The sequence below is a fragment of the Agrobacterium sp. CNPSo 2736 genome (assembly GCF_004005385.1).
Taxonomy (GTDB): Bacteria; Pseudomonadota; Alphaproteobacteria; order Rhizobiales; family Rhizobiaceae; genus Agrobacterium; species Agrobacterium leguminum.
In genome coordinates this window covers 1-26,410 of the sequence record NZ_RZTX01000010.1, presented here as the reverse complement: position 1 = coordinate 26,410, position 26,410 = coordinate 1, and the positions used below count along the sequence as shown (strand labels likewise).

At 56.6% G+C, this 26,410-nt stretch carries 22 protein-coding genes; 13 read left to right on the top strand and 9 right to left on the bottom strand.

Annotated features, from left to right (window positions below; all coding sequences use genetic code 11):
* Positions 1-7: 7 nt before the first annotated feature.
* Together EM858_RS16830 and tkt are read right to left on the bottom strand one after the other, a co-directional pair.
* Positions 8-1,027 (bottom strand): class 1 fructose-bisphosphatase, encoded by a 1,020-nt coding sequence (locus EM858_RS16830; RefSeq protein ID WP_127757333.1) that lies wholly within the window; start codon positions 1,025-1,027, stop codon positions 8-10.
* Complete coding sequence (gene tkt / locus EM858_RS16825) at positions 1,024-3,015, bottom strand: transketolase (protein WP_127757332.1); 1,992 nt, start codon at positions 3,013-3,015, stop codon at positions 1,024-1,026. The genes EM858_RS16830 and tkt overlap by 4 nt, the downstream gene beginning before the upstream one ends.
* A gap of 188 nt (positions 3,016-3,203) precedes the next feature.
* Between tkt and EM858_RS16820 the strand changes: the two genes are divergently transcribed.
* Complete coding sequence (locus tag EM858_RS16820; RefSeq protein WP_127757331.1) at positions 3,204-4,184, top strand: aldo/keto reductase; 981 nt, start codon at positions 3,204-3,206, stop codon at positions 4,182-4,184.
* Positions 4,185-4,702: 518 nt separating this feature from the next.
* On the opposite strand, the gene EM858_RS16815 is transcribed toward EM858_RS16820, so the two are convergent.
* A complete protein-coding gene (locus EM858_RS16815) occupies positions 4,703-5,662 on the bottom strand; it encodes an L-threonylcarbamoyladenylate synthase (RefSeq protein WP_127757330.1) in 960 nt (319 codons plus the stop codon).
* Between the two features lie 118 nt (positions 5,663-5,780).
* Here EM858_RS16815 and EM858_RS16810 point away from each other — a divergent pair, with 118 nt between their 5' ends.
* From EM858_RS16810 to oiaX, 8 genes are all read left to right on the top strand, one after another.
* On the top strand, positions 5,781-7,310 hold the full coding sequence (locus tag EM858_RS16810) for a sugar ABC transporter ATP-binding protein (RefSeq protein ID WP_127757329.1): 1,530 nt from the start codon (positions 5,781-5,783) through the stop codon (positions 7,308-7,310).
* 171 nt (positions 7,311-7,481) lie between these two features.
* A complete protein-coding gene (locus EM858_RS16805) occupies positions 7,482-8,393 on the top strand; it encodes an ABC transporter permease (RefSeq protein ID WP_245483018.1) in 912 nt (303 codons plus the stop codon).
* A 41-nt stretch (positions 8,394-8,434) separates the two neighbouring features.
* A complete protein-coding gene (locus EM858_RS16800; protein ID WP_127757327.1) occupies positions 8,435-9,415 on the top strand; it encodes a substrate-binding domain-containing protein in 981 nt (326 codons plus the stop codon).
* Positions 9,416-9,475: 60 nt separating this feature from the next.
* Positions 9,476-10,537: an aldo/keto reductase gene (locus tag EM858_RS16795; RefSeq protein WP_127757326.1), complete on the top strand. Its 1,062-nt coding sequence runs from the start codon at positions 9,476-9,478 to the stop codon at positions 10,535-10,537.
* A 14-nt stretch (positions 10,538-10,551) separates the two neighbouring features.
* On the top strand, positions 10,552-11,589 hold the full coding sequence (locus EM858_RS16790) for an aldo/keto reductase (protein ID WP_127757325.1): 1,038 nt from the start codon (positions 10,552-10,554) through the stop codon (positions 11,587-11,589).
* A 2-nt stretch (positions 11,590-11,591) separates the two neighbouring features.
* Complete coding sequence (locus EM858_RS16785; RefSeq protein WP_127757324.1) at positions 11,592-12,092, top strand: hypothetical protein; 501 nt, start codon at positions 11,592-11,594, stop codon at positions 12,090-12,092.
* Positions 12,064-12,933, top strand: coding sequence for an N-acyl homoserine lactonase family protein (locus EM858_RS16780; protein WP_127757323.1), 870 nt, complete (start codon positions 12,064-12,066; stop codon positions 12,931-12,933). Before EM858_RS16785 ends, EM858_RS16780 begins: the two co-directional genes overlap by 29 nt.
* 25 nt (positions 12,934-12,958) lie before the next feature.
* Positions 12,959-14,227, top strand: a complete 1,269-nt coding sequence (oiaX, locus tag EM858_RS16775) for a 3-oxo-isoapionate-4-phosphate decarboxylase OiaX (protein WP_280960146.1) — start codon at positions 12,959-12,961, stop codon at positions 14,225-14,227.
* A gap of 43 nt (positions 14,228-14,270) precedes the next feature.
* Here the strand turns inward: oiaX and EM858_RS16770 are convergent, their stop codons facing one another.
* Positions 14,271-14,981 carry a FadR/GntR family transcriptional regulator gene (locus EM858_RS16770; protein ID WP_245483000.1) on the bottom strand — a complete coding sequence of 237 codons (711 nt, stop codon included), beginning with the start codon at positions 14,979-14,981 and terminating at the stop codon, positions 14,271-14,273.
* A 151-nt stretch (positions 14,982-15,132) separates the two neighbouring features.
* Entirely contained in the window at positions 15,133-15,924 is a 792-nt protein-coding gene (locus tag EM858_RS16765; protein WP_127757320.1) for an SDR family NAD(P)-dependent oxidoreductase, read from the bottom strand.
* 142 nt (positions 15,925-16,066) lie between these two features.
* Between EM858_RS16765 and EM858_RS16760 the strand changes: the two genes are divergently transcribed.
* The 3 genes from EM858_RS16760 (at position 16,067) to EM858_RS16750 (ending at position 19,731) form a co-directional block, all read left to right on the top strand.
* Positions 16,067-17,404, top strand: coding sequence for a four-carbon acid sugar kinase family protein (locus tag EM858_RS16760; protein ID WP_127757319.1), 1,338 nt, complete (start codon positions 16,067-16,069; stop codon positions 17,402-17,404).
* Between the two features lie 12 nt (positions 17,405-17,416).
* Positions 17,417-18,295 (top strand): 3-keto-5-aminohexanoate cleavage protein, encoded by an 879-nt coding sequence (locus EM858_RS16755; RefSeq protein ID WP_127757318.1) that lies wholly within the window; start codon positions 17,417-17,419, stop codon positions 18,293-18,295.
* 107 nt (positions 18,296-18,402) lie between these two features.
* Positions 18,403-19,731, top strand: coding sequence for an MFS transporter (locus EM858_RS16750; RefSeq protein ID WP_127757317.1), 1,329 nt, complete (start codon positions 18,403-18,405; stop codon positions 19,729-19,731).
* Between the two features lie 940 nt (positions 19,732-20,671).
* Here EM858_RS16750 and EM858_RS16745 read toward each other — a convergent pair.
* The 3 genes from EM858_RS16745 to EM858_RS16735 form a co-directional block, all read right to left on the bottom strand.
* A complete protein-coding gene (locus EM858_RS16745) occupies positions 20,672-21,787 on the bottom strand; it encodes a metallophosphoesterase (RefSeq protein WP_127757316.1) in 1,116 nt (371 codons plus the stop codon).
* A 73-nt stretch (positions 21,788-21,860) separates the two neighbouring features.
* Positions 21,861-23,111: an NAD(P)-dependent alcohol dehydrogenase gene (locus tag EM858_RS16740; RefSeq protein WP_127757315.1), complete on the bottom strand. Its 1,251-nt coding sequence runs from the start codon at positions 23,109-23,111 to the stop codon at positions 21,861-21,863.
* Between the two features lie 157 nt (positions 23,112-23,268).
* Positions 23,269-24,174 (bottom strand): LysR family transcriptional regulator, encoded by a 906-nt coding sequence (locus EM858_RS16735; RefSeq protein WP_205649552.1) that lies wholly within the window; start codon positions 24,172-24,174, stop codon positions 23,269-23,271.
* A 165-nt stretch (positions 24,175-24,339) separates the two neighbouring features.
* Here EM858_RS16735 and EM858_RS16730 point away from each other — a divergent pair, with 165 nt between their 5' ends.
* Entirely contained in the window at positions 24,340-25,515 is a 1,176-nt protein-coding gene (locus tag EM858_RS16730) for an MFS transporter (protein WP_205649551.1), read from the top strand.
* Between the two features lie 639 nt (positions 25,516-26,154).
* On the opposite strand, the gene EM858_RS16725 is transcribed toward EM858_RS16730, so the two are convergent.
* On the bottom strand, positions 26,155-26,410 hold a 256-nt coding region (locus tag EM858_RS16725), incomplete at its 5' end, for an integrase core domain-containing protein (RefSeq protein ID WP_164865458.1).

The window sequence follows — 26,410 nt, the reverse complement described above, 5'->3', positions numbered from 1 at the left end:
CTTTATCTCACGCGTAGATGGGATTGCTGCAATATTGCGACAGCACATCGACTTCCGCCGCCGATCCGAAGATCAGAGGCGTGCGGCCGTGGTGGGAAGTGGGCAGCTTGTCGAGAATTTCGGTCGTGCCATCGGTGGCTTTGCCATCGGCGGCTTGCATCAGGAACGCGACAGGGTTCGCCTCGTAAACGTGGCGCAACCGGCCATTCTCATAGCCAGGCCGATCGTCGCCGGCATAAAAAAACAGACCGCCCTTCAGGATGATCCTGTGGAGGTCACCTACCGCCGCTCCGATCCAGCGCATGTTGAAATCGCGTTGCCGGGTCCCTTCCTCGCCGCTCAGACAGTCATCAACATAAGAGCGCACTGCCGGTCGCATGTGGCGGTAGACCGACGCATTGTAGGCGAGGCTGGAGGTTTCCCTTTCGATCTTGACCCGCTCGCGCACAACGACGAACTTGCCCGTCTCATCCGACAAGGTGGCAAGGACCAGCCCGTCGCCAACGGTGAAACCCAAATCTACCGAATTGCCGAACGAAACGTAGCCAGCCGCCACCTGTTCCCGCCCGCACTTGAGAAAAGGATCCTCGCCTTTCTGAAAGGGGATAATCGAAAACAGAGTGCCGACCGGAGCGCCTGTCCCGACGTTGCCCGAACCGTCAAGCGGATCTATCGCAACGCCGAGCCCCTGGTCTTCGAAAAAGGATGGTTGCTCAGCCTCTTCCGAAAGGACCTGTGCGGCACCGGCCGCTTTCAACAGATTGAGGAAGAGCTCGTGGGACGCAACGTCGATAGCCTTTTGCACGTCGCCGTCGGTGTTGGATCCGACAAGTTCACCCAGGTCACCGGCGATTGCTCCTGCTGCAAGTGTCGCCGCCAGGGTCTTGGCACCGTCCAGAACCGCTTCGACAAGGGCTGCGACACGAAGCCGCTGGGTGTTTTGGCCGGCCCATGCAACGAGATAGTCCGCGACCGACTGGCGCTTCGAATCGGCCTTGTTGTTGAGAAGCTGCAGAGGCGCACTCATCGTGCCACTCCAGCTCGCTCTTTTGCCAGTGAGACGATTGCCTCCTGTGTTATACCGAACTTTTCATAGAGCGTCTCGGCAGGGGCCGAAGCGCCAAATCCGGTCATTCCGATCACGTCCTCTTCACTGTCCACGTAACGTGTCCAGCCAAACTTTGATAAAGCCTCGATCGCGATGCGCGGCGCGTTTCCGAGGACTGATTTCCGGTAATGGCGTGGTTGCGCCTCGAACAGATCCCAGCATGGCATCGACACGACGGCGGTGCTGAGGCCTGCGGCTTCAAGTTCTTCGGCCGCCTTGACGGCCAGTGCCACCTCCGTGCCGGTAGCAAGCAGCGTCACCGCACGCTCACCGCTTGCCTGCCTGATAACGTAAGCTCCCAGAGCAGAGCGGTTGATTTTGTCCCGTTCGGAACGCAGCTGCGGGACGTTCTGACGCGAAAGCGCCAACACCGACGGCGTCGCCTGGTCCCTCAATGCAATGTCCCAGCACTCGAGTGTCTCGATTGTATCTGCGGGCCGGAACACATGCAGGTTCGGCATCGCTCGAAGGCTTGCTACATGCTCTACGGGCTGATGCGTTGGACCGTCTTCGCCAAGCCCGATGGAATCATGGGTCAGAACGTAAATCGAACGCACTCCCATCAGAGCAGATACACGGATCGCATTGCGGCAATAATCGGAAAAGACAAGGAAAGTGCCGCCGTACGGGATAAGTCCACCATGAACGGCAATGCCGTTCATCGCTGCGGCCATCGCGAATTCGCGTACGCCATAGCTTATATAACGGCCGGTCGTACTTGCCGTGAAGTCGCTGTCGACCGCAGGCACACGGGTGAGATTGGAATGCGTCAGATCGGCGGATCCGCCGACCATTTCGGGAAGGGCGGCCGTCAGGGCGTCTAGCGCGATCTGGCTAGCCTTTCTGGTCGCAACGTTTTGAGGCGCGTCAAAGAGCGACGTCTTCGCCCTTTCGAAGGCTTCATCGTAACCGGATGGCAAACTTCCTTCCATACGTCTCTTGAATTCGTCTCGGACGTCACCCTTTGATGCTTCGACACGCTTTTCCCAGGCCAGACGATCATTCTCACCCCGGCTTCCGATTGCACGCCACGCGGAAAGCGTAGTCTCCGGAACCTCGAACGGCTTGCTCGTCCACCCGTAAACAGATTTCGTAGCGGCAGCGTCCGTTGCGCCCAAAGGCGCTCCGTGGGCTGAGTTTTTGCCTGCCTTCGTTGGCGAACCATATCCGATGATCGTCTTCATCGCGATCAGCGATGGTTTCGACGTCTCCAGTCTCGCCTCCCGGATAGCCGCGTCGATCTGCTCATGATTGTGTCCATCGATCCGGGTGACATGCCACCCGTAGGCAACAAATCGCGCCGCCACATCTTCGGTGAAGGAGACCGAAGTCGCACCATCAATCGTGATGGAGTTGTCGTCATAAAGGACGATAAGTTTGCCCAGCCCGAGGTGTCCGGCAAGCGATGCCGCCTCCTGTCCAACCCCTTCCATGAGACATCCGTCACCACAGAAAACGTACGTATTGTGATCGACCAGTTCTGCTCCGAACTCGTCCTGCAGCCGTCGTTCGGCGATCGCCATCCCCACAGCGCCGCCAATCCCCTGTCCGAGCGGACCGGTCGTGATCTCGACCCCTGCCGTATGTCCGTACTCAGGGTGCCCCGGCGTTTTGGAGCCCCACTGACGGAATTGCTTGATCTCTTCAATCGACACGTCGTCGTACCCGGCCAGATAGAGAGCGGAGTACAGCAACATCGAACCATGACCGTTGGACAGAACGAACCGGTCGCGGTCAGCCCAGTCCGGTTTGCTTGCGTCGAACTTCAGATGGTTGGCAAACAGCACTGCAGCGGCGTCGGCCATGCCCATCGGCATGCCGGGATGGCCGGAATTTGCGGTCTCAACCGCATCGATCGAAAGAGCGCGGATGGCGTTGGCCAGTTCCTGCAAGTCAGGCTTCGTCATGAATTATCTCCCATCGACATAACGATGACTCAAAAATCGGGATATCACAACAAAAAAATACAAAATCACATATAGTATGTTAATTTGGACCATTTTTAACAGTTCGGCCGGGCTCAACGCCTTTTCCGATAGAACCCTACATGTGATTGTGTTAGACATTATACATCATACCTATTTGGAGGAGCACGATGGAATATGTGAGACTGGGCCGCACCGGACTGAAGGTTTCCCGCCTGGCACTCGGGTGCATGAGCTATGGCATTCCCGATCGGGGAAACCACGCGTGGACGCTTCGCGAGGAGGAAGCGCGACCGCTTTTCAAAGCTGCCGTCGAAGCTGGGATCAATTTTCTCGACACAGCGAATGTATATTCGGACGGGACGAGTGAGGAAATCGTCGGCAGGCTACTCAAGGAGTTTGCCAAGCGCGACGAGATCGTGCTTGCGACGAAGGTGTACGGGAGAATGAACCCCGGCGCCAACGGGATGGGGTTATCGCGAAAAGCGATCCTGAGCGAGGTGGACAACAGTCTCCACCGTCTTGGAACTGACTATATCGATCTCTACCAGACGCATTTCTGGGACACATATACGCCGATCGAGGAAACTCTTGAAGCACTCAACGATGTCGTAAAGGCAGGCAAGGTGCGTTATATCGGCGCAAGCAACATGTATGCTTGGCAGTTTGCCACTGCGATCCAGATATCGAAGCAGAATGGCTGGGCGAAGTTTTCTTCGATGCAGTCCCACCTCAATCTCATCTACCGGGAAGAAGAGCGGGAGATGCTTCCACTATGCCAGACGGAAGGGATTGGCGTGATGACGTTCAGTCCCCTTGCTAGAGGACTGCTCACAAAGGACGTCAACGCACCGAGCAAGCGTTCTGAGACTGACAATGTGACCGGACGTTTCTATGAAAAGGCGTTCCAAGCCGACCAGGAGGTGATCCGGGAGGTTGCAGCCATTGCTCAGGAACGTGACCTGCCGCGGGCGCAGGTTGCACTGGCATGGGTGCTACAGAAAGACGGCGTGACAAGCCCGATCATTGGAGCAACGAAACCGGGGCATCTGAGTGATGCTGTTTCGAGCCTGGATGTTCGACTGACGCCGGAGGAGATTGCCAGACTTGAGCAACATTATGTTGCACACGATGTCGTAGGCTTGAACTGAATACAGGCAGAGGGGGTGCACGACATCCCTTCTTCCCTTTGGCGTCTGGCACTCATGCGGTCCGAATCCTGTCGGGACAAGAGCGTCCGCGCTTGCAATGAACCGGGTGCAAAGGGTTATTGTGATCAGAATGAGCTTATGAAGGAGAGGTCAAAGTGCTGGCGGGCAGTCTCCTTGATTTCAACGTGCTGGACGAGGTGATCGAGGCATTCCAGGCAATGTATGTCACGTAAAGTCTCGGGAAAGGCAAATTTCATATCACAAGCCTTGAGGCGGTCGTACAGGATGCTTTCGAGACGAGACGTCTGTTCGGCTATCGAGACGGGCCGGCAGCGGTTTTCCTTCTACGCCAGACATGTTGCCGGCGTTAGCCGATTTCATCTGTCTGTCAACGACGACGTCAAAACCGCTCTCATGGGACCACCACGACAAGGGCGCACCCTCTAGCGGCATCCTGCAGATCTGGCCCTCCAGAAGCGAGACGCGTGGGACCTCGCGGCATGACGAGAAGTTTGGCCTCAGCCGCGGGGGGCTGCGGCTCTACGCAAACGGTCATTAATCGCCACACCAAGACCCACGACGGGAATGGGCGCGATCGCGATCACCCCTGCCCCGGTTGCATCGGCCAGTTTGAGCATCGTATAGAGATTGGATGCAGCCTCGTTGAGGTCCGCAGAAGGGCTGAGATTGAAAACTCTGTCCGTCCTGCATCCACCACTATGTGATCCGAACGCGATGAACGCCTCGTCATCGGCAAAGCTCGAAGCATTGAGGCGGACGGCTGCACGCGGAGCGTAGTGGGACGCCAGCATGCCCGGAGCAACAATCGCCTCTTGCTGGCCGACGCCTTCGACCTCAAATCCAAGCAGAGTCTCGATAGCCTCGAGTGATAAGCCGCCTGGTCGGAGGAGCTTCGCGCCTCCATCAACCATCATGAGAATGGTCGATTCGATGCCGATGGTTGTCTTTCCACCGTCAAAGACCTTCTCGACAGCCGTGCCGAAGTCGTCTTCCACATGGCGTGCTTGGGTCGCACTGACCTTTCCGGATATATTTGCGCTTGGCGCAGCCACGGGACGCCCGAGCGCAGCAATCACGTCGCGTGAAAACCCCTCCGGAACCCGAATTGCAACGGTGCCAAGGCCGGCGGTGGTCACGTCGGGCAAGCGGCTTTGCGGAACCTTCCTCAACACCATAGTAAGAGGACCTGGCCAGAACGCCCTGGCGAGACGTTCACTTTGGGGATCGAGAATAGCGTAGTTTCTGACCATTTCCAGATCCGCGCAATGACAGATGAGAGGGTTGTGTGCCGGTCGGCCCTTGAGCTCGAAAATGCGCCGCACGGCAGCTTCATTCGTTGCGTCGGCTGCCAGACCATAAACGGTCTCCGTCGGGAGACCGATGACTTCTCCGTAATCGAGAGATCGCCGGGCCAGACTGACGGCGTGGTCGCGGTCCGTATTTATGTCAATTTTCATGGGAAACCTTGTCAAAAACACGAGCCTCAATACCGCGAAAAAAATCTCTTGTCAAAATAGGTATGACCTTATACCTTCTAATCGAGCCGACTGGGGGGTCGGCGCACTGGGAGGTGAGATGAACAAAGGTCAATTGACATCCACACTGCGTCCTAAATCCGAGGCGCGTAGCCATTACCTCTTTGAGGCCACCGGCGTCGCCAAGGCTTTCCATGGTGTTCCTGCGCTGCGATCCGGACAGCTGGTTCTGAAGCCCGGAACGGTCCACGCCTTGTGTGGCGGCAACGGCGCCGGAAAGTCGACCTTCTTAAACATCGCCATGGGGCTGCTGCGCAGAGACAGCGGCGACATCAGGGTCAAGGGCGTTCCCGTCGATTTCAAATCCGCGAATGAAGCGCTGGTACACGGGATCGCCATCATTACACAGGAACTCGCGCCAGTTCGGGAGATGACGGTTGCGGAGAACATCTATCTTGGACGCGAGCCGAAAAGGTTCGGCGCATTCGTTGATTTCAAGGCGCTCGAACAACAGGCGCAGGCACTTCTCGACGATATAGGTTTCCCGCTGAATGCCTCATCGCGGATGTCCGCGCTCAGCCTCGCCGAGACACAGCTCGTCGAAATAGCAAAAGCCCTCAGCTTCGAGGCCGACATCGTCATCATGGATGAACCCACGTCGGCAATCGGTGAGCACGAAGCGCATATTCTTTTCGAGGCGATTCGTCGGCTCACACGACGCGGATCTGCTGTGATCTATGTTTCGCACAAGCTTTCGGAGATTTTCGAGATCGCCGACGAGTACACGGTCTTCCGGGATGGCGCATATGTCGCAAGCGGCCGGATCGGCGACATCACCCGAAAGGAGCTTGTCATGCATATCGTCGGCCGCGAAGTCAAGCTCGTCGAAAAAGAGCGCCCCAATGCTGGCGCACCGATCTTGCTTGAAGTGAAAAACCTTTCCCGGGGCACGAGTTTCCGAGATGTGTCGATCTCGGTGGCGGCCGGAGAGATCGTCGGCATTTACGGCTTGCTGGGTTCGGGACGGACAGAGTTCCTTGAAGCCGTCTACGGAATGGAAAAATCCACATCCGGTGAGGTCATCCTCGACGGGAAGTCGGTCCCGAAAGGACAGCCAGGGCAGTCGATCAAAATGGGAATGGCGATGGTCTCGGAAGATCGCAAGGACAGCGGTCTCGTTCTGTCGTCGTCGATTGCGCACAACATCACGCTGTCTGCATTGACGCTGATGGCGGTGAGCGGCTTCATCAGCCAGAAAAAAGAGCGTCAGGTCGTTCAGGAGATGATCCGCAGCCAAAGGATCAAGACAAGTTCTTCCGATCTCTCTGTCGAAAATCTGAGCGGCGGTAATCAGCAGAAGGTGGTTTTTGCGCGTTGCCTCACGACCAGCCCCAAACTGCTGATCTGCGATGAACCGACACGCGGAATCGACGAAGGCTCCAAACAGGAGATCTATGCCTTTCTGCGCGATTTCGCTGCCAAGGGTCACGGCGTACTTGTGGTGTCATCGGAGGCCCCGGAGGTGCTCCAGGTGAGCGACCGTATCGCGATCTTCAAGAGCGGGAGGCTGATCGACGTCGTGGACGGCCACACTACGACTCAGCAGGGAATAATGGAACTGGCAAGTTAAGCGGCGTGGCGTCGAGGTTGCGCGAACAACCGTCCGCCTTACCCCACGAACGAACTTCAGGCGACATCCATATCGGCTTTTTTAGGATTGAGTGCAATGAACAACAACAGCACCGACGTCGCGATTGCGTCAACAGCGGCCCGCAGGAAAAGCGAGATCACGAAGGAGTATATGAAATCCTTCAGTATCGTTCTTGTATTTCTGATCATCTGTGCCCTGTTCACATCGCTAAACCAATATTTTTTGACCTGGGGCAACTGGCTTAATCTCCTGCGCCAATCAAGTATCAACGGTATTCTCGCTATCGGGGTCACCTTCGTCATTCTGACCAAGGGCATCGACCTGTCCGTTGGATCGATCATGGCGCTGTCGGGCATGCTTGCAGCAAGCCTGGTCACGACCGGGAACGAACAATTTCTACTTTGGGCCATTCTGGCGGCGCTTGGCGCTGGCGCGGCAGTCGGCCTGATCAACGGCATCCTTGTCTCGCAGATCAATGTTCCACCGTTTGTCGCTACACTCGGCATGCTCAGCATGGCACGCGGACTGACACTGATTTTCTCGGATGGAAGGCCCATTGCAAACCTCTCCGCTCCAATGAAGTGGATCGGCAGTGCCAATGTCATGGGCATGCCTGTCCCCGTTCTGATTTTCTTCGCAGTTTTTATCGTTGGCTGGGTCACGCTCTCGAAGACCACCTTTGGCCGCTATGTCTATGCGGTCGGCGGCAACGAAAAGGCAGCCCGTACCAGCGGTATTTCCACACGAACGATCACCGCAGCCACGTACGTCATTTCCGGCGTTCTTGCCGGACTTGCCGGACTTGTCCTTACTGCAAGAACGACCGCGGCTCTGCCCCAAGCTGGTATCGGTTACGAACTTGATGCAATCGCGGCGGTCGTCATAGGCGGCACAAGCCTGTCGGGAGGACGTGGAACGCTCGTCGGAACACTCTTCGGCGCACTCATCATAGGCACTATCAACAACGGAATGGATCTGATGGGAGTGTCTTCTTACTACCAACAATTACTCAAGGGAGCCATCATCGTTATTGCCGTAATTGCAGATCAGATACGAAAATAATCAACCGCATCGAATTCAACATATAAGTGGAGGAGAAACTTATGAAGAGACGTGGATTTATTGCGGCAATCGCCGCATCGACGGTACTGCTTTCCGTCGGTATCGCATCCGCCCAGGACAAAATTCGTATCGCCGCATTGTCGTTCGGCGAGTCCGGCGAATACATGAAAGCCTGGTCAACGGAGATACAGAGCCATCCTGCCGTCAAGGATGGCAAGGTCGAGATCACCGTATTCGACGGCAAATACGATCCGCTCGTTCAGTCGAACCAAATCGACACTGCCATCACCCAGCAGTTCAATGCCATCATCATGGCGCCTTTCGATCTCGAAGCCTCGGCGCCAGCAATCGACAGGGCCGTCGAAGCAAAGATTCCGGTGATTGTCTCAGCCCTGAAAACTGCCTCCAAAAACTATACGGCATCGATCATCGTTGACGACCGCGAGGGCGGCAAGATCATTGCAGAAGAAATGGCGAAGCGCCTTCCCAACGGTGGCAATCTTGTGCTGATGGAGGGGCCGATCGGTCAGTCTGCCCAGATTGAACGCCGGGCAGGTGTGGATGCCGGTCTGGCCGCTCATCCGAGCCTCAAGCTCATGATGGACAAGAGCGGCAACTGGAGCCGCGCGGAAGGTCAGGCTCTGATGGAGAACTGGATCTCGGCCTATCCAAACCAGATCAACGGTGTTCTTGCAGAAAATGACGAAATGGCCCTCGGCGCCATCGAAGCGATGAAAGCCGCCAAGATCGATCTGGAAAAGGTTCCGGTTATTGCAATCGACGGCATTCCTGACGCTAAGCGTGCGGTGGACGGTGGCGAGATGGCCGTTACTCTCTACAAATACGCCCGGGCCGAGGGTCAAGGCGCCGTCGACCTGGCACTTCGTCAGGTGATTGGCTCTGATTTCAAGCCACAGTCCGAAGTCTGGAGCGGTCTGATGGAATGGAAGGACGGCGCGCAGAAAGACTACACCGTTCCGTGGCTTATTCTCGATAAGAGCAACGTCAAGAAATACATGTGATCGAAACGCTTGCGAGCCCGGACCGTCCGGGCTCGCGCTCCCCTGAAAATGAGGTGAATTATGACTGTGCTTGAAGAACGCAAAATCGGTAAGACCGGTGTAACGCTGACATCGCTTGGACTTGGGACCTCGCCGCTCGGGGGATGCGGGGTCAGCGTGTCGTTCGAGGAATTCGAAAACGTCGTTATGGCGGCATACAATCTCGGCGTACGCTACTTCGACACCGCACCGCTTTACGGGTTAGGCAAGTCGGAGCACAGCCTCGGCCACGTTCTGCGTACCAACGGCATCATCAACGACGTTACGTTCAGCACCAAAGCCGGCCGAATTTTGAAGCCTATGAGCCGGGCGAAACGGGCAGAGAGCCTCTACGGCATCAACTGGGTCGATCCCCTGCCCTATGTTGACGAATACGACTACAGCTATGACGGCATCATGCGATCCTTCGACGACAGCCAGCAGCGCATGGGTGTCGATGGCATCGACATCCTCTACCTGCATGACGTCAGCGGCGTCTGGCACAGAGACAATTATGACACCTACCTGACCCAGCTGCGCAAAAGCGGTTACCGCGCATGCGACGAACTGCGCAGCAGCGGCGCCGTGAAGGCGATCGGTCTTGGCGTCAACGAGACGGCATCGGTTCTGCAGGTCGCCAGCGAATTTGACCTCGATTGCTCGCTGGTCGCCGGTCGTTACACCTTGCTCAATCATCAACCCCTGATCGACTTCTTCCCAGAGGCGCAGCGCCGCGGCATCGCCATCATCGCCGGCGGTGTCTACAATTCCGGCGTCCTTGCCGAGGGAAGCAAGGGTGACGCCGCCGTCCGGACATATGACTACCAAACCGCAGGTCCGGAAATCTTGGCGCGGGTCGAGGCTCTCGAAGCCGTATGCCAAGAGTTCGGCGTGTCGCTTTCGACGGCAGCAACCCAGTTCGTCTATGCCCACCCGGTGGTGACGGCCGTGGTTCAGGGCGCACTAAGCACGAACCATGTCGAAGCAAACGTCGCCGCGATATCGCAGGTCGTTCCGGCCGGTTTCTGGGCAGCACTGAAAGATAGGAACTTGATTCCGGAAAAGGCGCCGGTTCCGGCAAGCGTCGATAATTTTGTCTATTGAAAGGGAGAAACGAGATGGCTCTTGAATTTCGCTCACTCGGCAAAACCGACGTAAGGGTCTCGTCACTTGGCCTTGGTACCGTTCCACTCTCAGGTTTCAACAGCGACGTGAGTTACGACACATTCGAAGAGACGGTTACGCAGGCATTCGAGGCCGGCATCCGATATTTTGACTGTGCACCCATGTACGGTTTTGGAAAGGCCGAGCAATATCTGGGGCATGCGCTGCGTGTCAGGAAGCTCCGTCAGCACGTTGTGGTCAGCACCAAAGCCGGACGTGTCCTGAAGCCGGCAAGCAAGACCGAGCCGCTCGATACCGTGTATGGCATCAACTGGATCGATCCACTGCCCTTTCTCGACACGTACGACTATACCTATGATGGCATCATGCGATCATTTGAAGACAGCCAGCACAGGTTAGGCCTCGACTATATCGACGTTCTTCTCGTGCATGATGTCGGCAAGGCGTGGCATGGAGATCAAAGTGAGTTTTACTGGGATCAACTGAGGGCATCCGGTTACAGGGCGCTGGACGAGTTGCGCTCGACTGGCGCTGTGTCTGCCGTCGGTCTGGGCGTAAACGAAACCGAATCCGTTGTCGGCGTCGCCCGGGAATTCCAGATCGATTGCGCACTGATCGCCGGCCGGTACACCCTGTTAAACCACGCGCCATTGCATTCGGATTTCGAGGAATTGCTGAGACGCAATGTCTCGGTTATTGCTGGGGGCATTTTCAACTCCGGCATCCTGGCGACCGGAACAAACGCCACCGGCGTCACTTACGACTACGGCAAGGTTCCGGCGCCGATCATCGAGCGTGTACGGGCGATCGAAACGGTCTGCAACGAGTATTCAGTCAGCCTTCCGGCCGCAGCCATGCAGTTTGTCTATGCGCACCCTGCTGTCTCAACGCTGGTGATGGGCGCAAAGAGTGCCGCCGAAGTTCGGCAGAACGTGCAGGCTATCGGCGAGGTCATCCCTGCCGCTTTCTGGGAGGCGCTGAAGAGTGAAGCGCTTCTTCCTGGCTCTGCACCATTGCCAGGGTTCAAATGATTATGCCCTACGACAGGGTGCAACGCGCCTATGTTTGCGATGAAGCGTTGGATCTCGACGTCTATTTGACGGAAATATCCCGGCTTGTGAGCATCGTCAGGCGCTATGGCGAGACGCTTGCGCTGCTGTCGTTCGCATTGATGGCGTTTCGATCGCAATCGAAACGCTTTTCATTCGCGGAACTTTTGGAATCCGCGACAGCAATCAGCAGTGCATGCAGGTCTGAGCTGAGCGAGCTCAAGGAGCTGGTCACGACGAAACACATTCGCGGCCATGTATCAAACATAGCGCGTCCCCTCGCCGAGGCACGAGCCAGGTTTCATCGCCTCGATTCATCCGCCGAAAAAGAGATACTGGCCCTTCTGGAACGGGCGGCAAGTGAATTGCGGCTGTCATCGTTGCTTTTGCAAAGGCCGACATTCGACACAAGCGCCTGCTGCGCACCTGCGTTTTTCTCATCAAAGGAACCTCCACGTGGACGAATACTCGATCTGGGTACTTGAATACGCCCTCAGCCCCGTTCACCCCGTCAGCGGTGTCTATTACGGCGAGCATAACAAGGGGACGATGAAGCTGCCGTTTTCATATGTGCTGATAAAAGGCCGGGATGGCGTTGCCCTCGTCGATGTCGGTTATGATCCAACGGATTTTGGGGGGGAGATCGCTCAGTCGATCGGGGTCACAAACTGGACGTCGCCTGAAACCGTGTTGGCACAGTGCGGAGTGAGACCTGACGAGGTTACCCACATTTTTCTCACTCACGCCCATTTCGATCACATCGGCGGTCTGAGATACTTTCCTGCGGCTAGAATCTTCATTCAGCAAAAGGAGTTGGATTCCTGGACCTCGTTGCTCTCGAAAGGCCCACGGTTCCGGTCACTGCTGACTGGCCTTAACCCCGCTGACGTCATCTATCTCGTTAAGGCCAACATAGAAGGTCGTCTGGAACTGATCGATGGTTTCAGGGAGAATGTTTTGCCAAACATCGATCTCCATCCGGCCCACGATACGCACACTGCGGGCTCACAGTATGTCGTTGTCAGGGGACCCGGTGGGTCTGACCCGAAATTCGTGCTGTCAGGCGACGTCATTTATACCCACAAGAACCTGCTAGGCGACGATCCCGATAGACCATATTTTATTCCGCCCGGCCTTGCGAATGGCAGCCAGACCAGACTCGTCGAGACCGCGGCAGAGATGCTGCACCACGTTGACGACGATCATCGCCGTGTCATCCCGGTCCATGATGAGAAACTCTCAGATATTTATCCCTCAAGATTGGCTGAATACGGTTTGAAGATCATCGAAATCAACCTGAGCCGGCACGAACAGTCCCGGATCTGAAACTAGAAGAAAATGTGAGGCCACCTTGTATCACCAGTCGCACGTCGTGATGACCTATCTCATTGAAACTGCGGGAGATCCTGCAGACATGGCTACAAAAATCGCCAGCGACCAGTCGACCGGCACGTTTGTCGATCTGCCGGGTGAAACGCCTGAGTTGAAAGCAAGGGTCGCGGCCCGTGTGATCGCGCTTCGCGAACTCGATCCGGCCGACGTCCCGTCCATCCCTCAGGCGACCCCGAAGGCGGGCCAGAAATTCAGGCGGGCTGAAGCCGACATTGCCTACCCTATCGAAGCGATCGGAGATGACCTTGCCGCGTTGATGACGATTACCATCGGCGGCGTTTTTTCGATAAGAGGATTTACCGGGATACGTGTTCTTCGCATGACATTGCCCGATGCCATAACGCATGCCTATCCTGGTCCGCAGTTCGGCATTGAGGGCACAAGGAAGCTCACCAATGTATGGGATCGACCGCTGATCGGAACGATCATAAAACCCGCACTTGGCCTGCGCCCTCCCGAGACGGCGGAACTGGCCGGCGAGTTGATAGGCTCCGGCGTCGACTTCATCAAGGACGATGAAAAGTTGTGCGGGCCAACTTACTCCTCACTGGCTGAGCGGGTTGAAGCGATCATGCCCAGAATCAAGGATCATGAACAAAAAACCGGCAAAAAGGTCATGTACGCGTTCAATATCTCGCATATTGATCCGGACATGATGATGCGCAACCACGATGTCGTCGTGAATGGGGGCGGAAACGCGGCAGTGATCAACATCAATTCTATAGGCCAGGGCGCGTTCTTGTACCTGCGGAAACGCTCGCAACTGGCTCTGCATGCCCATCGCAATGGATGGGACATCCTGACCCGTCACCCTGGCCTCGGGATGAACTTTTCCGTCTATCAGCAATATTGGCGGCTCCTCGGCGTCGACCAGTTCCAGATCAACGGCATCGGGTCGAAATATTGGGAACCGGACGATTCCTTCGTGCGATCATTCCATGATCTGTCACAGCAGGTGGGACATACGGATGAACAGCCCATGCCTGTCGTTTGCTCCGGTCAGTGGGGCGGACAGGCACCTGAAACATTCGCACAGACAGGAAAGACGCTCGATCTACTTTATCTGTGCGGTGGAGGTGTCGTGAGCCACCCGTCAGGGCCGGCAGCAGGGGTCCGTGCGGTTCAGCAAGCGTGGCAGGCGGCAAGGGATGGCATCCCGCTTAACGAATATGCCCGAGAGCATAGCGAGCTTGCGGAAGCGATCAAGAAATTCTCACCCAAGAAATAACATCGGGTTTTCAAACATGACGACAATAAAAGAGGGAACCTGATCAGGTTCCCTTTTTTTCATCTTCGAGAGACTTGAGAAAGTGCGTCATGTTCGCGTTGACGCTGGTTCGACTCTCGTTGCCAACATCCCTGTTCAATATCGCCTGATACATTTGTTCGTGCAATGCAACGGCCTGGACACGCCCACTGACATCAAGTGACTTCTTCACCCATGGAGCGACCATATCGAGCACGAATTCTGCGACTGTGATGATGAGCTTGTTGCCGGTGGCCGCGTAGATCGCGCGGTGAAAATCGAGATCCGCCTTCAACATTTCATCGAGATCCGCGTTCTTGGCGCTGGTCAGCTTCTTCAGACGCTCAATGCATTCCCGCATGGCCGCAAGATCTCCATCGCTGCGACGAACCGCTGCCAGTTCGGTACAGTTGCGATCAAATATATCTCGAAGTTCCATCAACATTTCAGGCGTCGAGTCTTCCAGATATAGCTGAAACAGCTGCAGAGGCAACGCCGACATACCCCGTTCCTCGCGAACATAGCTGCCGTGGCCGTGACGAATGTCTATTAGCCCGGCGATGGATAGGGTCTTCATAGCCTCGCGGATTGGGGTTCGGCTGATACCCAACTGATCTGCAAGATCTTTTTCATTTGGGAGCTTGTCGCCGGCTTTGAGATTACCGTTGGCAATCTCGCCGGTGATGTAATCCAATGCAAATTCAAGGCGAGTCTGCGGTTTTTTGGATACTGCCAACTTAGCCATCCTTTTCAAAATCGCTCAATCCCGGAAAACGGAACCGAGGCGGCGTAGGTTCTAATACCTCACACCACCCCGAACGAACAAGAGCCCGCGATTTATGACCCGCCACCGGGAACTGAACCTGCGCCCAGCGCCCGACGTAGCGTCATTTTTCGTCAGCCAGTTTCGTGGACGTCTTTGCGTCGAAGGGGAAAAGCAGTCCCGCCGCCAAAAAACCTCCATCGACATTGAGGGTATGTCCAGTGATGTACCGCGCCTCATCACTTGCGAGGAACACGGCCGCGTTAGCGATTTCTTCCGGCTCACCGTATCGACGCTGAGGCACAAGGCGGTGATAGGCATCACGGGTTTCCAGCGTGTGCATCGTACGGGAAACCTCTGTCAGGATTGGGCCAGGCGCAATTGCATTCACATTGATACCGAGGTCCGCAAGCTCTACTGCCATCACCTTGTTGAGCAACTCGACGCCGGCCTTGGAGGCACCGTATGCCGAGCGCCCAACTCCACCTTTCTGTCCAGACAGCGATGCAATATTGACGATCGAACCGGTCTTCCTCTCTGCCATCTTGCGGGCAACCGCCTGCGATACCATGAAGGTACCGGTGAGATTGATGCGGACGACACGTTCGAATTCTTCGCGCGTGCTTTCGAGGAATAGCGTTGTTGCGCCAACGCCTGCATTGTTGACCAGAATGTCAATCTTGCCAAACCGTGCAACGGCAAAGTCGACCATGGCATTGACTTCGCTGTCATTCGAAATGTCGGCGCGGACCGCTACCGCGGACGGCCCGATCTCCTGAGCGGTCAGCTCTGCCGCCTCTTCATCACGGTCGCATACGACGACTTCGGCACCTTCCCGGGCAAATGCGACAGCGATCGCCTTGCCAATGCCTCGTGCAGCGCCAGTAACGAGCGCGGTTTTTCCATATAGTCGCATCTTGAGCCTCCCAAAAAAATTCCGACCACACAAAAGGTATGAGGTATGATCTTGACCTAGATATGATCCATCCCTATTAGTGATGTCAAGGGCTAACCATGCGCAAGTCGCAGATCGGGTTGCCACCAGGAGGAGAACTGGTATGAAAAACAAGAGGCCACTCATTGGCTTTTACGGCGACGATTTTACCGGCTCGTCGGAAAATCTGGCGCAGTTCCATCGCAGCGGCTTGAAAGCCCGGCTGTTCCTTAAGATTCCATCGCGCGAGGTGTTGGCCGAAGCGGCCGGCGAACTCGACATGATCGGTTTTGCCGGAACAGCTCGATCCCTCGATCGGGAACGGATAGGTCTTGAAGTCGATCCGGCTTTCAGAACGCTCCGCGAGGCCGGCTGCAGTTTCCTCCAGTACAAGATTTGCTCGACGTTCGATTCCGCCCCTGATGTCGGCAATTTCGGAATTGTTGCCGAAAAGCTGAAGAGCGAGTTCGGTGAGCTCGATGTCGCCGTATTGGCCGCGACCCCGGACTTCGGTCGATATACGGCTTTCGGCAACCATTTTGCAAAATTTGGCAGCGACGCCTTTCGTCTGGACCGGCATCCAAGCATGTCGAACCATCCGCGAACACCGATGCGGGAAGCAGATCTGAAAGCACACCTTGCGACGCTATGTTCGCTTCGGTTCAGCAACGTATTCCTGCCGGAGATCCGCCTCAACAGTTCTGTTCGTTCAAGGATCGAAGAGCTTTTCAAGAATGGTGAAGGCATTGTCTTTGACGGTGTCGAGAACTCCGATCTCGACAATGTCGTGCGCGCTTTGTGGGACCGCAAGACAGGCAAGCCGACACTGGCGATTGCTGCGCAAGGTTTTGCACAGGCTCTCGGCCAATACCTCGCCTCGCAAGCAAGTGCCTCGGAACTTCGACCGGTTCAGACCGAAATTCCTGCCGTATCCAACCTGCTGGTGCTTTCCGGTAGTTGCGCGATCCAGACAGGCAGACAGATCGATGCCGCAGTCGCATCCGGCTGGGCGGCAATCGGACTGGACCCGACCGAGCTCAAAACGGATAGGCAGATCTCGTCCACGCTCGATGAACTCAAGCCGGCGGTCCTCGAAAAGCTTGCAAATGGTCAGCCGACAATCGTCTACACAGCACTCGGCAACGTTATGGACCGCAACAGCTTCGAGGACGTCGCACCCGAGGGCATCGGCAAGATCTACGCGCAACTGATGAACGCAGCGCGAACAGAGACCAAATTGCCCCGTGTCGTTCTGGCGGGTGGCGACAGCTCCAGCTACTCGGTACGGTTCAGCGACGCGGAATCGCTGACGATCAAAGTCTTCGATGAGGCACAACACAGTCATCTCTGCGAACTGAGCGGACAATCGAGCGGGTTGGATGGGCTGGAGCTGCTGCTGAAAGGCGGTCAGGTCGGACATGATGATTACTTCCTTCGCGTGTTGCACGGCACCGAAGGTTGAGGAGTTAAAGGCATGAAGAAGCTTATACTTGAAGCACGCATCAACGAATATGCGATGCGCGATCATAATCCCAATGTTCCTTGGACGGCCGATGAGATTGCCGAAACCGCAGCGCGCGTTCGACAAGAAGGTGCCTCGATCCTGCATTTCCATGCGAGGACTGTGGACGGGCAACCGCTCAACACCCTTGCGTCCTACGATGAAATCATCCGTAAGGTCCGTGCGAAATCCGACATCCTCATCCTTCCCACATTGGGGTTTATTTCGAACGACGCCGACGCCAAAAAACGTATCGACAACGTCGTAGCGCTGGCGCGCGATCCTGCGACCAAACCTGATATTGCGCCGATCGATACGGGAAGTGCAAACCTGGAAATCTTCAACAAGGAACTGGGACATGCCGAGTTCGCGGGTCGGATTTACGAAAACACGACGGAATCGCTGATCCACTACGCAAGGCAGCTGAAACAAGCCGGCGTCAAGCCGAAGATGGTGAGCTGGTCGGTAGGGTTCACACGCCGGGCGCTGATGCTGATGGACATGGGTCTCATCGAAGAGCCGGGTTACATGCTTTTTCACATGACCGACGGACGGGTTATTACAGGCCATCCCGGAACGGTCGCCGGACTGGAAGCTCACCTCATGTTTCTGCCCAGGGACAGGCAGATCGAGTGGACAGCGAATGTGCTTGGCGGCAACCTGATTGCACTCGCCGACACGATCGCTCGGCGGGGCGGACATATGGCGATGGGTATCGGTGACTATCCATACCCTGAACTGGACTATCCGACAAACGAGGTTCTCATCCGTGAAACGGTTCGGACCATTCGTTCCGCGGGGCGTGAACCAGCCACGCCGGATGAGGTCCGCGAGATGCTGAAGCTTTCTTGACGCGCTAATTCATGCAATCTGCTCGGACTGGGAGGAGCCCACCACCGAACGACCAGAAATCAAAGCCTGACAAACACTAGAACCGTTAATTCGGTAAGGGAGGAACTATGTCTTACGTCAGCGCCAGCTCGGCGAGTGGGTCTGCGGTCCACTTCGACGAAAGTGTCATGCGAAGGGTCACCTTTGCCAGTATTTTTGGAACGGCCCTCGAGGCTTACGACCTCTACTTGTTCGGAACGGCTGCGGCGCTGATTTTTGCCCCGTTGTTTTTCCCTTCGGCCGATCCGAGTGTTTCGATCCTGCTGTCCTTGACCACATTCGCGATCTCTTTCGTCGCCCGACCGGTCGGCTCGATCGTTCTTGGCCATTACGGTGATCGCATCGGAAGAAAGAAACTGTTGTTCCTGACGCTTGTGGCCATGGGGCTGAGCACCGCGGCGATCGGTTTCCTGCCAACCTATGCAAGCGCCGGTTTTGTTGCACCATTGTTGTTGTGCGCCTTTCGCTTTATCCAGGGTTTTGCCTATGCGGGTGAATATTCCGGCGCGGTCATCATGCTGCTGGAACATGCACCCAAGGAAAAGCGCGGCTTTTACGCAGGGCTGAACAATATTGGCCCGGTTTTCGGATTTATCATGTCGTCCGGTTTCTTCCTCGGGATGAGCACGCTCATGGACGATGGCGATTTCCTCGCATGGGGCTGGCGTATTCCATTCCTGGCGAGCCTGCTGCTTCTGGCAGTCGGTATTTATGTTCGCGCTCGCGTTCCCGAATCTCCCGTCTTCGAGAAGGCGAAGGCGGATGGTTTCAAGCAAACCGGAAAAAGGCTTCCGATCTCGGCCTTGTTCAAGGAACACACAAAGGTGCTGCTGCTGGCCTGCGGCGCAAACACCTGCCACTTTGCGACGTTCTATATCTTCACGGTGTTCAGCCTAAGTTACGCGACGAAGACGCTCGGACTTCCGCGCGCCGAGATTCTGTTCATTTCGATGTTGGCCGTGGCGACACACCTCATGGCCATTCCCTACGCGGCCGCTCGTTCTGACCGAATCGGACGCAAGAAAGCCTTGATCCAGGGCTTCCTGTTTATCGCCGTGTCCCTCTATCCCTTCTGGTATCTCTTCAATACCGCATCGTTCTTTCCGATGCTGTTGGGCTCGTCGCTTCTGATGGTCGCTTATTCGGCTGTCTACGGTGTCATACCATCATTTACCTCTGAACTCTTTCCGGCGGAGGTACGTTTTTCGGGATCGGCGATTGCCTATAACATCGGCGGCATTCTGGGTGGCGGCTTTGCACCACTGATCGCGGCAACCTTGGTGGCGCATTTTGGTTCGGTCTATCCCACCGCGCTACTTATCGCCGGCCTTGCCATGATGTCACTGGTGTCTGTCGTGTTCCTGCCGAACACGAACGCACGAGACCTCCACGACTGAGCGTCTCAATCGGCACCTGGGGCGGGCTCGAACACCGAGCCCGCTTTTTTTCGTCCAGACAAACAGAGACACTTTTAAAGACCATGCGGGTTAAGGCGTGCCCGCGGGGTGTGTGCATCGAACTGGGAAAACCACCAGCAGGACGGCGGCAAACGCGCCTGCGAGAAAGACTACGCCAGCCACAGCCCAGGCAACATAGTCAAGACTGGCAAGATCGATCGTGGCGCCGCCAATGCCGATCCAACTCCAATCCCGACGTTTGCGCCAGTAATTGCGAGCGACGCGGCAAATGCGGCGGCGGCGGGCGCAGTTCCCATCATCCGGACATGGCAGATTACGACCAGCGCCGATTGCGCAATGCCTCAGACACACAGCGCCACAAGCGATCGACGCGGTGCGCCCAGGGCCGCCCATAAGGCAAAGTGCGCCAGCAAGCAGAAGCGCAAAAACGGAGTGCTGCAAGCGCATTTTGACGCCGCGAATATCAGCATGATGGCGACGAACGGTCGTCTGCGGTTCCAACTTGCCAAGGTGGCTGTCAGAACCGGGCCGAACACCACCACGGTTACCGCAAAGAGCAGAACAAGGTGCCCCGCGACGAGATCGAGACGTCGAGGGCTCGAGCAATCTCGGGTAGAATACCGACGATCATGAATTCCGTTGTCAGGACAGCAAAACCCGCTGCGGACAATGGGTAGCTTCGTGATATGATCAGGAACTGTGATGAAAAGTGAAAAATCATCGCAACCCGCGAACTGGCCGAAACCCAGCGCAGGACGCGATGGAACAGGGCCGTTCAGAGACGGCCGAAGCCCGAAAGCGGGAAAACATGAACGCCGAACCGACAGGGCATTGTGCCCGTCTGTCGGGCCCTCGCCCAACAGGTCGACATCCGGCCTAGAGATGTCTCCTTTGCTCGCCGATCCATCGTTATTTGAGCTTATACGGATCTGAGGCGAATGACCGTTAGCTCGGAAGGCACACCCAGCCGCAATGCAAAACCGATCCACAGTGCGGTGCCGTTGCTGACGTACAGTGCCATTTTGCCGACCTGGTACCGGCCCGAAACGAAGCCGTTGTTGAATTTTGCGATGAGCTGGTTGAAGCCAAAGATCATTCCGCCGTGCGTGTGTCCCGACAGTTGAACGTCAACACCGAGGTCAGCCGCATCACGCGCATAGCGCGGCTGATGATCCAGCAGCACGACGACGTTTTCGGGCGGAGCACCCGCAATGGCTCTCTTTACGTTCGGGCCCTCCTGTCCGAACTCGGTCGCACTAAGATCGGTGACGCCCGCCAGCGTTATGCTCGCTCCATCTTTGACGATGAGCGTATGTTCGTTTTCAAGACCACGCATTCCCAGGCGCTTGAAATGCTCCATCCAGTCTCGGTGTCCAAAGTAATATTCATGATTGCCCGGCACCACCCAGACGCCATCGGGTGAAGCGAGCGCTGACAGCGGCTGGATATCCTCACGACGCGCCTCGATGGTTCCATCAATCAGGTCACCGGTGACCACGATCAGATCAGCACCAGCGGCGTTCGTCGCGTTGACGACGTCACGCGTCCAGTCAGCCTGAAACAGGCGGCTGAGATGGAGGTCGGTAAGCTGGACAATGCGATATCCATCGAAGGAAGCGGGAAGACCCGCAACCCGCAGCTCGATTTCCTTGAGGTCAGGTATGCGAAGCGCCTGGGAAACACCAAAGGCAGCCACCGTGAGCGCGATCGCGATGGCGATGGGACGGACAGGGCCCGCCATGCGCACCCGGCGCTGCTTGATTGCGCAGATCAACAACAGCAGACAATCGACAACCAACTGTATGACGGCGAGTATGAGGATCGCGCCAAATGCAACATTGACGGATATCATCGCAACCCGAGGGATCTCGGGCGAAAACATTGTCCCGGTCAGAACTTTGGTAATCAGGTGATGTTGGGAGACCAGCAAAAGAGCGATCGCCACCGGCGTTTTGACCGGCGGGGCAATCGGCAGCGGCCAGATTGTCCGAAAAATCACGACGATCCAGGAAACAAGCGGTGCAATATGAAACAAGATACTCATTCCAGAATGGCGCCGGTCGGAACGCATCGTGCATCGGGCCGACCGGTTTTTGTTTCTGTGCCGATTATGCGACGGTCATGTCGACGACATAGCGGTAGCGCGCCTTCTTCGCGACCACGTCCCTCCACGCCTCGTTGATTTTAGCGAGGGGAACCTTTTCAAATTCGGGAGCGATGCCATGCTGGTCACAAAAGTCGATGACTTCCTGTGTTTCGCGAATGCTCCCGATCATCGAACCTGCGAAGGAGTTGCGGGTCGCGATGGTGGTGAACGGGCCGAGCTTGTTCGGTTCCTTGCGGATATCGCCAATACCAACCAGGCAAAGGGTTGCATCGCGCTTCAAGGTCGACATCAGTGGGTCAAGGTCGTGATGATATGAGGCCGTGTCTAGTATGAAGTCGAAATGCCGGCGATAGGCCTTGATCTTCTCCGCATCGTTGTTGACGACAACGTCTACGGCGCCGAAACGCCTGGCGTCGGCAGCCTTTTCCGGGCTGGTGGTAAAGACAACCACTTCGGCGCCGATCGCCTTGGCGATCATCACGCCGATGTGACCGAGGCCGCCCAGCCCCACGATGGCGATCTTCGATCCTCTTCGGATATTCCAGTGGCGTAGCGGTGAATAGACGGTCACAGCCGAGCACATGATCGGTCCCGCCGCCGCCAGGTCGACGCCATCGGGAATACTGATGACGTAGTTTCGGTCAACAACGACGGAGTTCGAATAGCCGCCCTGGGTGGTGCCTGAGGGCTCGACGCTCTCGTCGACTTTGCTGCCATAGGTCATCGTCGGGCCATTTTCGCAAAACTGCTCAAATCCCGCGTCGCATTCCGGGCATGTGCGGCACGAGTTAACCATGCAGCCGACGCCAACGCGATCGCCCACCTTGAAGTTTGAAACAGCGCTACCGACAGCGGCCACGACACCGGCGATCTCGTGGCCGACAACTTGCGGAACGCGTTGAGATCCCCAGTCGCCACGTGCTGTGTGAATATCCGAATGGCATACCCCGCAATATTTGATGTCTATCGCGACGTCATTCGGGCCGACGGGCCGCCGTTCGAATTTGAATGGCTTGAGGTCGGCGTTCTCGGCAAAGAAGGCATAACCGTTTGCCGGGCTGCGCTCGCGAAACGCGTCGCCGGCGAGTTTGGCTTCATCGGCTCCCTGGGCCGCCGCAGCTCCGGTAAACAACGCGGCGGTCGCACCCACCGTTGCGCTACCAAGCGAAAGCTTCAGGAAGTTTCTGCGGCCGGTATTTCGCTGCTCCGCGACGTCCTTAGGGTTTTCGGCGAGAGTGTTGGGGTCAGACAAGTCATCGTCCTTTCGGTTATTTTTCACGACGTCGGTCGAACAACCTGACGCCGGCTAGACATACGAACCCATCGCGGAAATGGCAGTCGCGATGCCGTCAACATAGTGTGCAGCTCGGCTCATCATCAATTCACGCTCTCGAATGCGTGATCGGCTCTTATTGAGGCCCTCGCTGGATCAAGCGCACCAGCGCGCGAAGAGCCTCCGGGAGTTGCCGCCGGCTTGGATAATAGAGATGGAATCCCGGTCCCATGGACGACCACTTCGGCAGCACTTCGATCAAGCTACCCGAGGCAAGCTGTTGCTTAACGCGTCCTTCGAGGCAATATGCGATACCGGCGCCATTCTCCGCCAACTCGATGGACATCACCGTTTCGTTCGAGATCACGGCCCAGTCCGAGGTTACGATGATTTCGTTCTCGGCATTACCCAGTTCCCAATGGAAGATACGGCCGGTACCCATTCTGATTCCGATGCATTTGTGGTGTTTCAAATCGTCGGGACGGCTGAGCGTCGGCGCTTCAGCGAGATATTCCGGGGATGCCACCATGATCCAGCGAAGATCTGGCCCAAGGGGGAGAGCGATCATGTCGACCGGAACTCGACCTCCATAACGAATGCCGGCGTCGAACCCTTCGCGGACGATATCGACGACGGTATCCTGAGTTACCACCTCCAACCTGACTTCCGGATAACACGCTATGTAGTCGGCCATGATCGGAGCCAACAGCAATCGGGCGGCATCGCTTGGGACGTTCAGTCGCAATTGGCCCGCAGGGCGGTCACGGTAGAGGTTCAACGCTTCGAGCCCCCCTTCGATCGCCGCAAAGCCTGCCTGAATGCTTTGAAGCAGGTCGCGGCCAGCCGGTGTCAGCGTCACGCTTCTGTTGGTCCTGTTGAACAGGCGAACACCTTGACGTGCTTCGAGACCTCGCATGGCATGACTGAGCGCGGAGGGTGACAGGTCGAGATTGGCGGCGGCGCGTCGAAATCCTCCGGCTTCCGCCACCCTGCGGAACAGATTGAGGTCACCCAGGTCGGTACGGCTCAATTGCAATTTCATTGTTCACTCCATGCTCACGAAATGAAGGCGCGGCCTCGACAATAGTGCAGTCTGCCGGTTTTTTGGAGTGAGCATTCTTCAACATTCTGTGCAATTTTACTCAACTTCCTTAACCCGGCTCCAGTCGCTACCTAGGCCCCAACTTAACAAGCAGAAGGGATCGAGATGTCCTCCAACATCATGATCGCTCAGTTCGTTCTGGCACTAGGTGGAATGTTTCTGGGAACGGCCGAGTTTGCGGCCATGGGACTCTTGCCTGACATGGCTCGCACTTTTGAAGTCGATATCCCGTCGGCCGGCCACTTTGTCAGCGCTTATGCAATAGGAGTTGTGATCGGCGCACCGCTCCTCAGCGTCTTGACGGCGCGGATGGAAAAAAGGCGGTTGCTGATGTTTCTAGCGAGCCTGGTGATTATCGGCAACGGCACTTCGGCAATGGCCAACAGCTACGCTCTAGAAATGATAGCCCGCTTCATTTCGGGTCTGCCGCACGGAGCCTATTATGGAACGGCCGGAGTTGTTTCTGCCTCGCTGGTGCCAGCCTCCCAGCGAACTCGGGCGATCAGCCGGGTGATGCTCGGCCTTGCCGCCGCCAACGTGATTGGCGTGCCTGCGGCAACCTGGATGGGTCAAGCACTCGGCTGGCGTAGCGCCTTTGGTGCGGTTGCCCTTGGTGGCACAGCATTGCTCGTTCTCCTGCCGCTGACAGTGCCTAAGCGTCCGGTAGACCGGGCTGCCTCCCCACTTTGCGAGCTCTCCGCCTTCAGGTCACCGCAGGTCTGGTTCACACTTGCCACAGCCGCGATCGGTTTCGGCGGGATGTTTGCCGTCTACAGCTACATCACCCCAACGCTCGTCAATGTTACAGGTCAGCCCGATAGCATGGTGCCGTGGTATCTGGCTCTGTGGGGCGCCGGCATGGTTGTTGGCAACGTCGTTGGAGGTTGGCTGGCGGATCGATCGCTGACTGGCACGATAATCGGCTTCATGATCTGGGACGTCGTGTTCCTGACCGCATTCTACTGGACTGCCGAGACTCCCCTGCTGGCCGCCGGCACGCTATTTTTTATCGGAGTGGGATTCGCGCTCGTACCGGCTTTGCAGGCGCGCCTGATGGACGCGGCGCCCAAAGCCCAGTCGCTTGCTTCGGCAACAAACCACTCCGCCTTCAACTTTTCCAATGCCCTCGGCGCATGGACCGGGGGTATCACCATCGCCTTGGGTTACGGTTGGGAATCGACTGGCTTGGTCGCCGGCGCGTTGGCTCTGCTGGGACTGGTAATTTTTGTCGTATCGCTTTCATTTGAGAAAAATGTCGTAAATGAAGAGGTGACCGCATGAGCATGCGCATGAATTCAATTTTTCCGAGGGAAACGTTGCCCTCGTCACCGGTGCACAGTAAGGAATTGATGCCGAGTTCGCACGCCGACTGGCAGAACGTGGCCTTAGACTGGCATTGGTGGATCGAGACGCCGCCAAGCTGAATGCGCTGGCAAGCTCCATCGATGACGAAGTCATGATCGCGGTTGGTGATGTCACACATGCCGGATGTGAATTTGTGGGCAGCGCTCAGATTACAGACCCTCTTCGTACCGGAGATAATTGCATCGGGACGCTCTGCCGCAATTGACGTGCCCCCAATAAATTAGGCCATTATGGCAAGTTCCGCGCCGAGTGCCTGAACACCCACTGGTTCATGAGCGAAATCGGCAACAAGGTGCCGATCTCGCTGATGAAATCAGGAGGCGCAACCAGCCCGCCTCCCTGAATGAAGCCGGAAAAATCTAGTCTCAGCTGGTCCAGAAACCTGGGGCGGTTCAACCCCCGGAAATTCCAGCGCCCGCTGGCCCAAAATCGGGAAGCACTTCAATCGCGTGACCAGCGCCGGCGGCGTTCAACAGACGTGATGACTTCAATCGGATGCTTCGTCATAGGACTATCTGAACCGCTCCGGGTTTGCCGGAGGCCGTTTCGTTTAAGTTATGCGGCCATGGCTGGTTCGTCCAGCATGGCGTAATACCGGTCCTCGGCTTCGGCTGGCGGTATATTCCCGATAGGCTCCAGAAGCCGTCGATGATTGAACCAATCGACCCATTCCAAGGTGGCGAATTCCACCGCCTCGAAGCTGCGCCATGGTCCACGTCGATGAATGACTTCGGCCTTGTAGAGACCGTTGATCGTCTCAGCGAGGGCGTTGTCGTAACTGTCGCCGACGCTTCCGACAGACGGCTCGATG

Bases quoted from the DNA above. Each gene is read 5' to 3' on its own strand.
- EM858_RS16830 (WP_127757333.1), bottom strand. From the start codon at position 1,027: ATGAGTGCGCCTCTGCAGCTTCTCAACAACAAGGCCGATTCGAAGCGC.
- tkt (WP_127757332.1), bottom strand. From the start codon at position 3,015: ATGACGAAGCCTGACTTGCAGGAACTGGCCAACGCCATCCGCGCTCTT.
- EM858_RS16820 (WP_127757331.1), top strand. From the start codon at position 3,204: ATGGAATATGTGAGACTGGGCCGCACCGGACTGAAGGTTTCCCGCCTG.
- EM858_RS16815 (WP_127757330.1), bottom strand. From the start codon at position 5,662: ATGAAAATTGACATAAATACGGACCGCGACCACGCCGTCAGTCTGGCC.
- EM858_RS16810 (WP_127757329.1), top strand. From the start codon at position 5,781: ATGAACAAAGGTCAATTGACATCCACACTGCGTCCTAAATCCGAGGCG.
- EM858_RS16805 (WP_245483018.1), top strand. From the start codon at position 7,482: ATGAAATCCTTCAGTATCGTTCTTGTATTTCTGATCATCTGTGCCCTG.
- EM858_RS16800 (WP_127757327.1), top strand. From the start codon at position 8,435: ATGAAGAGACGTGGATTTATTGCGGCAATCGCCGCATCGACGGTACTG.
- EM858_RS16795 (WP_127757326.1), top strand. From the start codon at position 9,476: ATGACTGTGCTTGAAGAACGCAAAATCGGTAAGACCGGTGTAACGCTG.
- EM858_RS16790 (WP_127757325.1), top strand. From the start codon at position 10,552: ATGGCTCTTGAATTTCGCTCACTCGGCAAAACCGACGTAAGGGTCTCG.
- EM858_RS16785 (WP_127757324.1), top strand. From the start codon at position 11,592: ATGCCCTACGACAGGGTGCAACGCGCCTATGTTTGCGATGAAGCGTTG.
- EM858_RS16765 (WP_127757320.1), bottom strand. From the start codon at position 15,924: ATGCGACTATATGGAAAAACCGCGCTCGTTACTGGCGCTGCACGAGGC.
- EM858_RS16760 (WP_127757319.1), top strand. From the start codon at position 16,067: ATGAAAAACAAGAGGCCACTCATTGGCTTTTACGGCGACGATTTTACC.
- EM858_RS16755 (WP_127757318.1), top strand. From the start codon at position 17,417: ATGAAGAAGCTTATACTTGAAGCACGCATCAACGAATATGCGATGCGC.
- EM858_RS16750 (WP_127757317.1), top strand. From the start codon at position 18,403: ATGTCTTACGTCAGCGCCAGCTCGGCGAGTGGGTCTGCGGTCCACTTC.
- EM858_RS16735 (WP_205649552.1), bottom strand. From the start codon at position 24,174: ATGAAATTGCAATTGAGCCGTACCGACCTGGGTGACCTCAATCTGTTC.
- EM858_RS16730 (WP_205649551.1), top strand. From the start codon at position 24,340: ATGTCCTCCAACATCATGATCGCTCAGTTCGTTCTGGCACTAGGTGGA.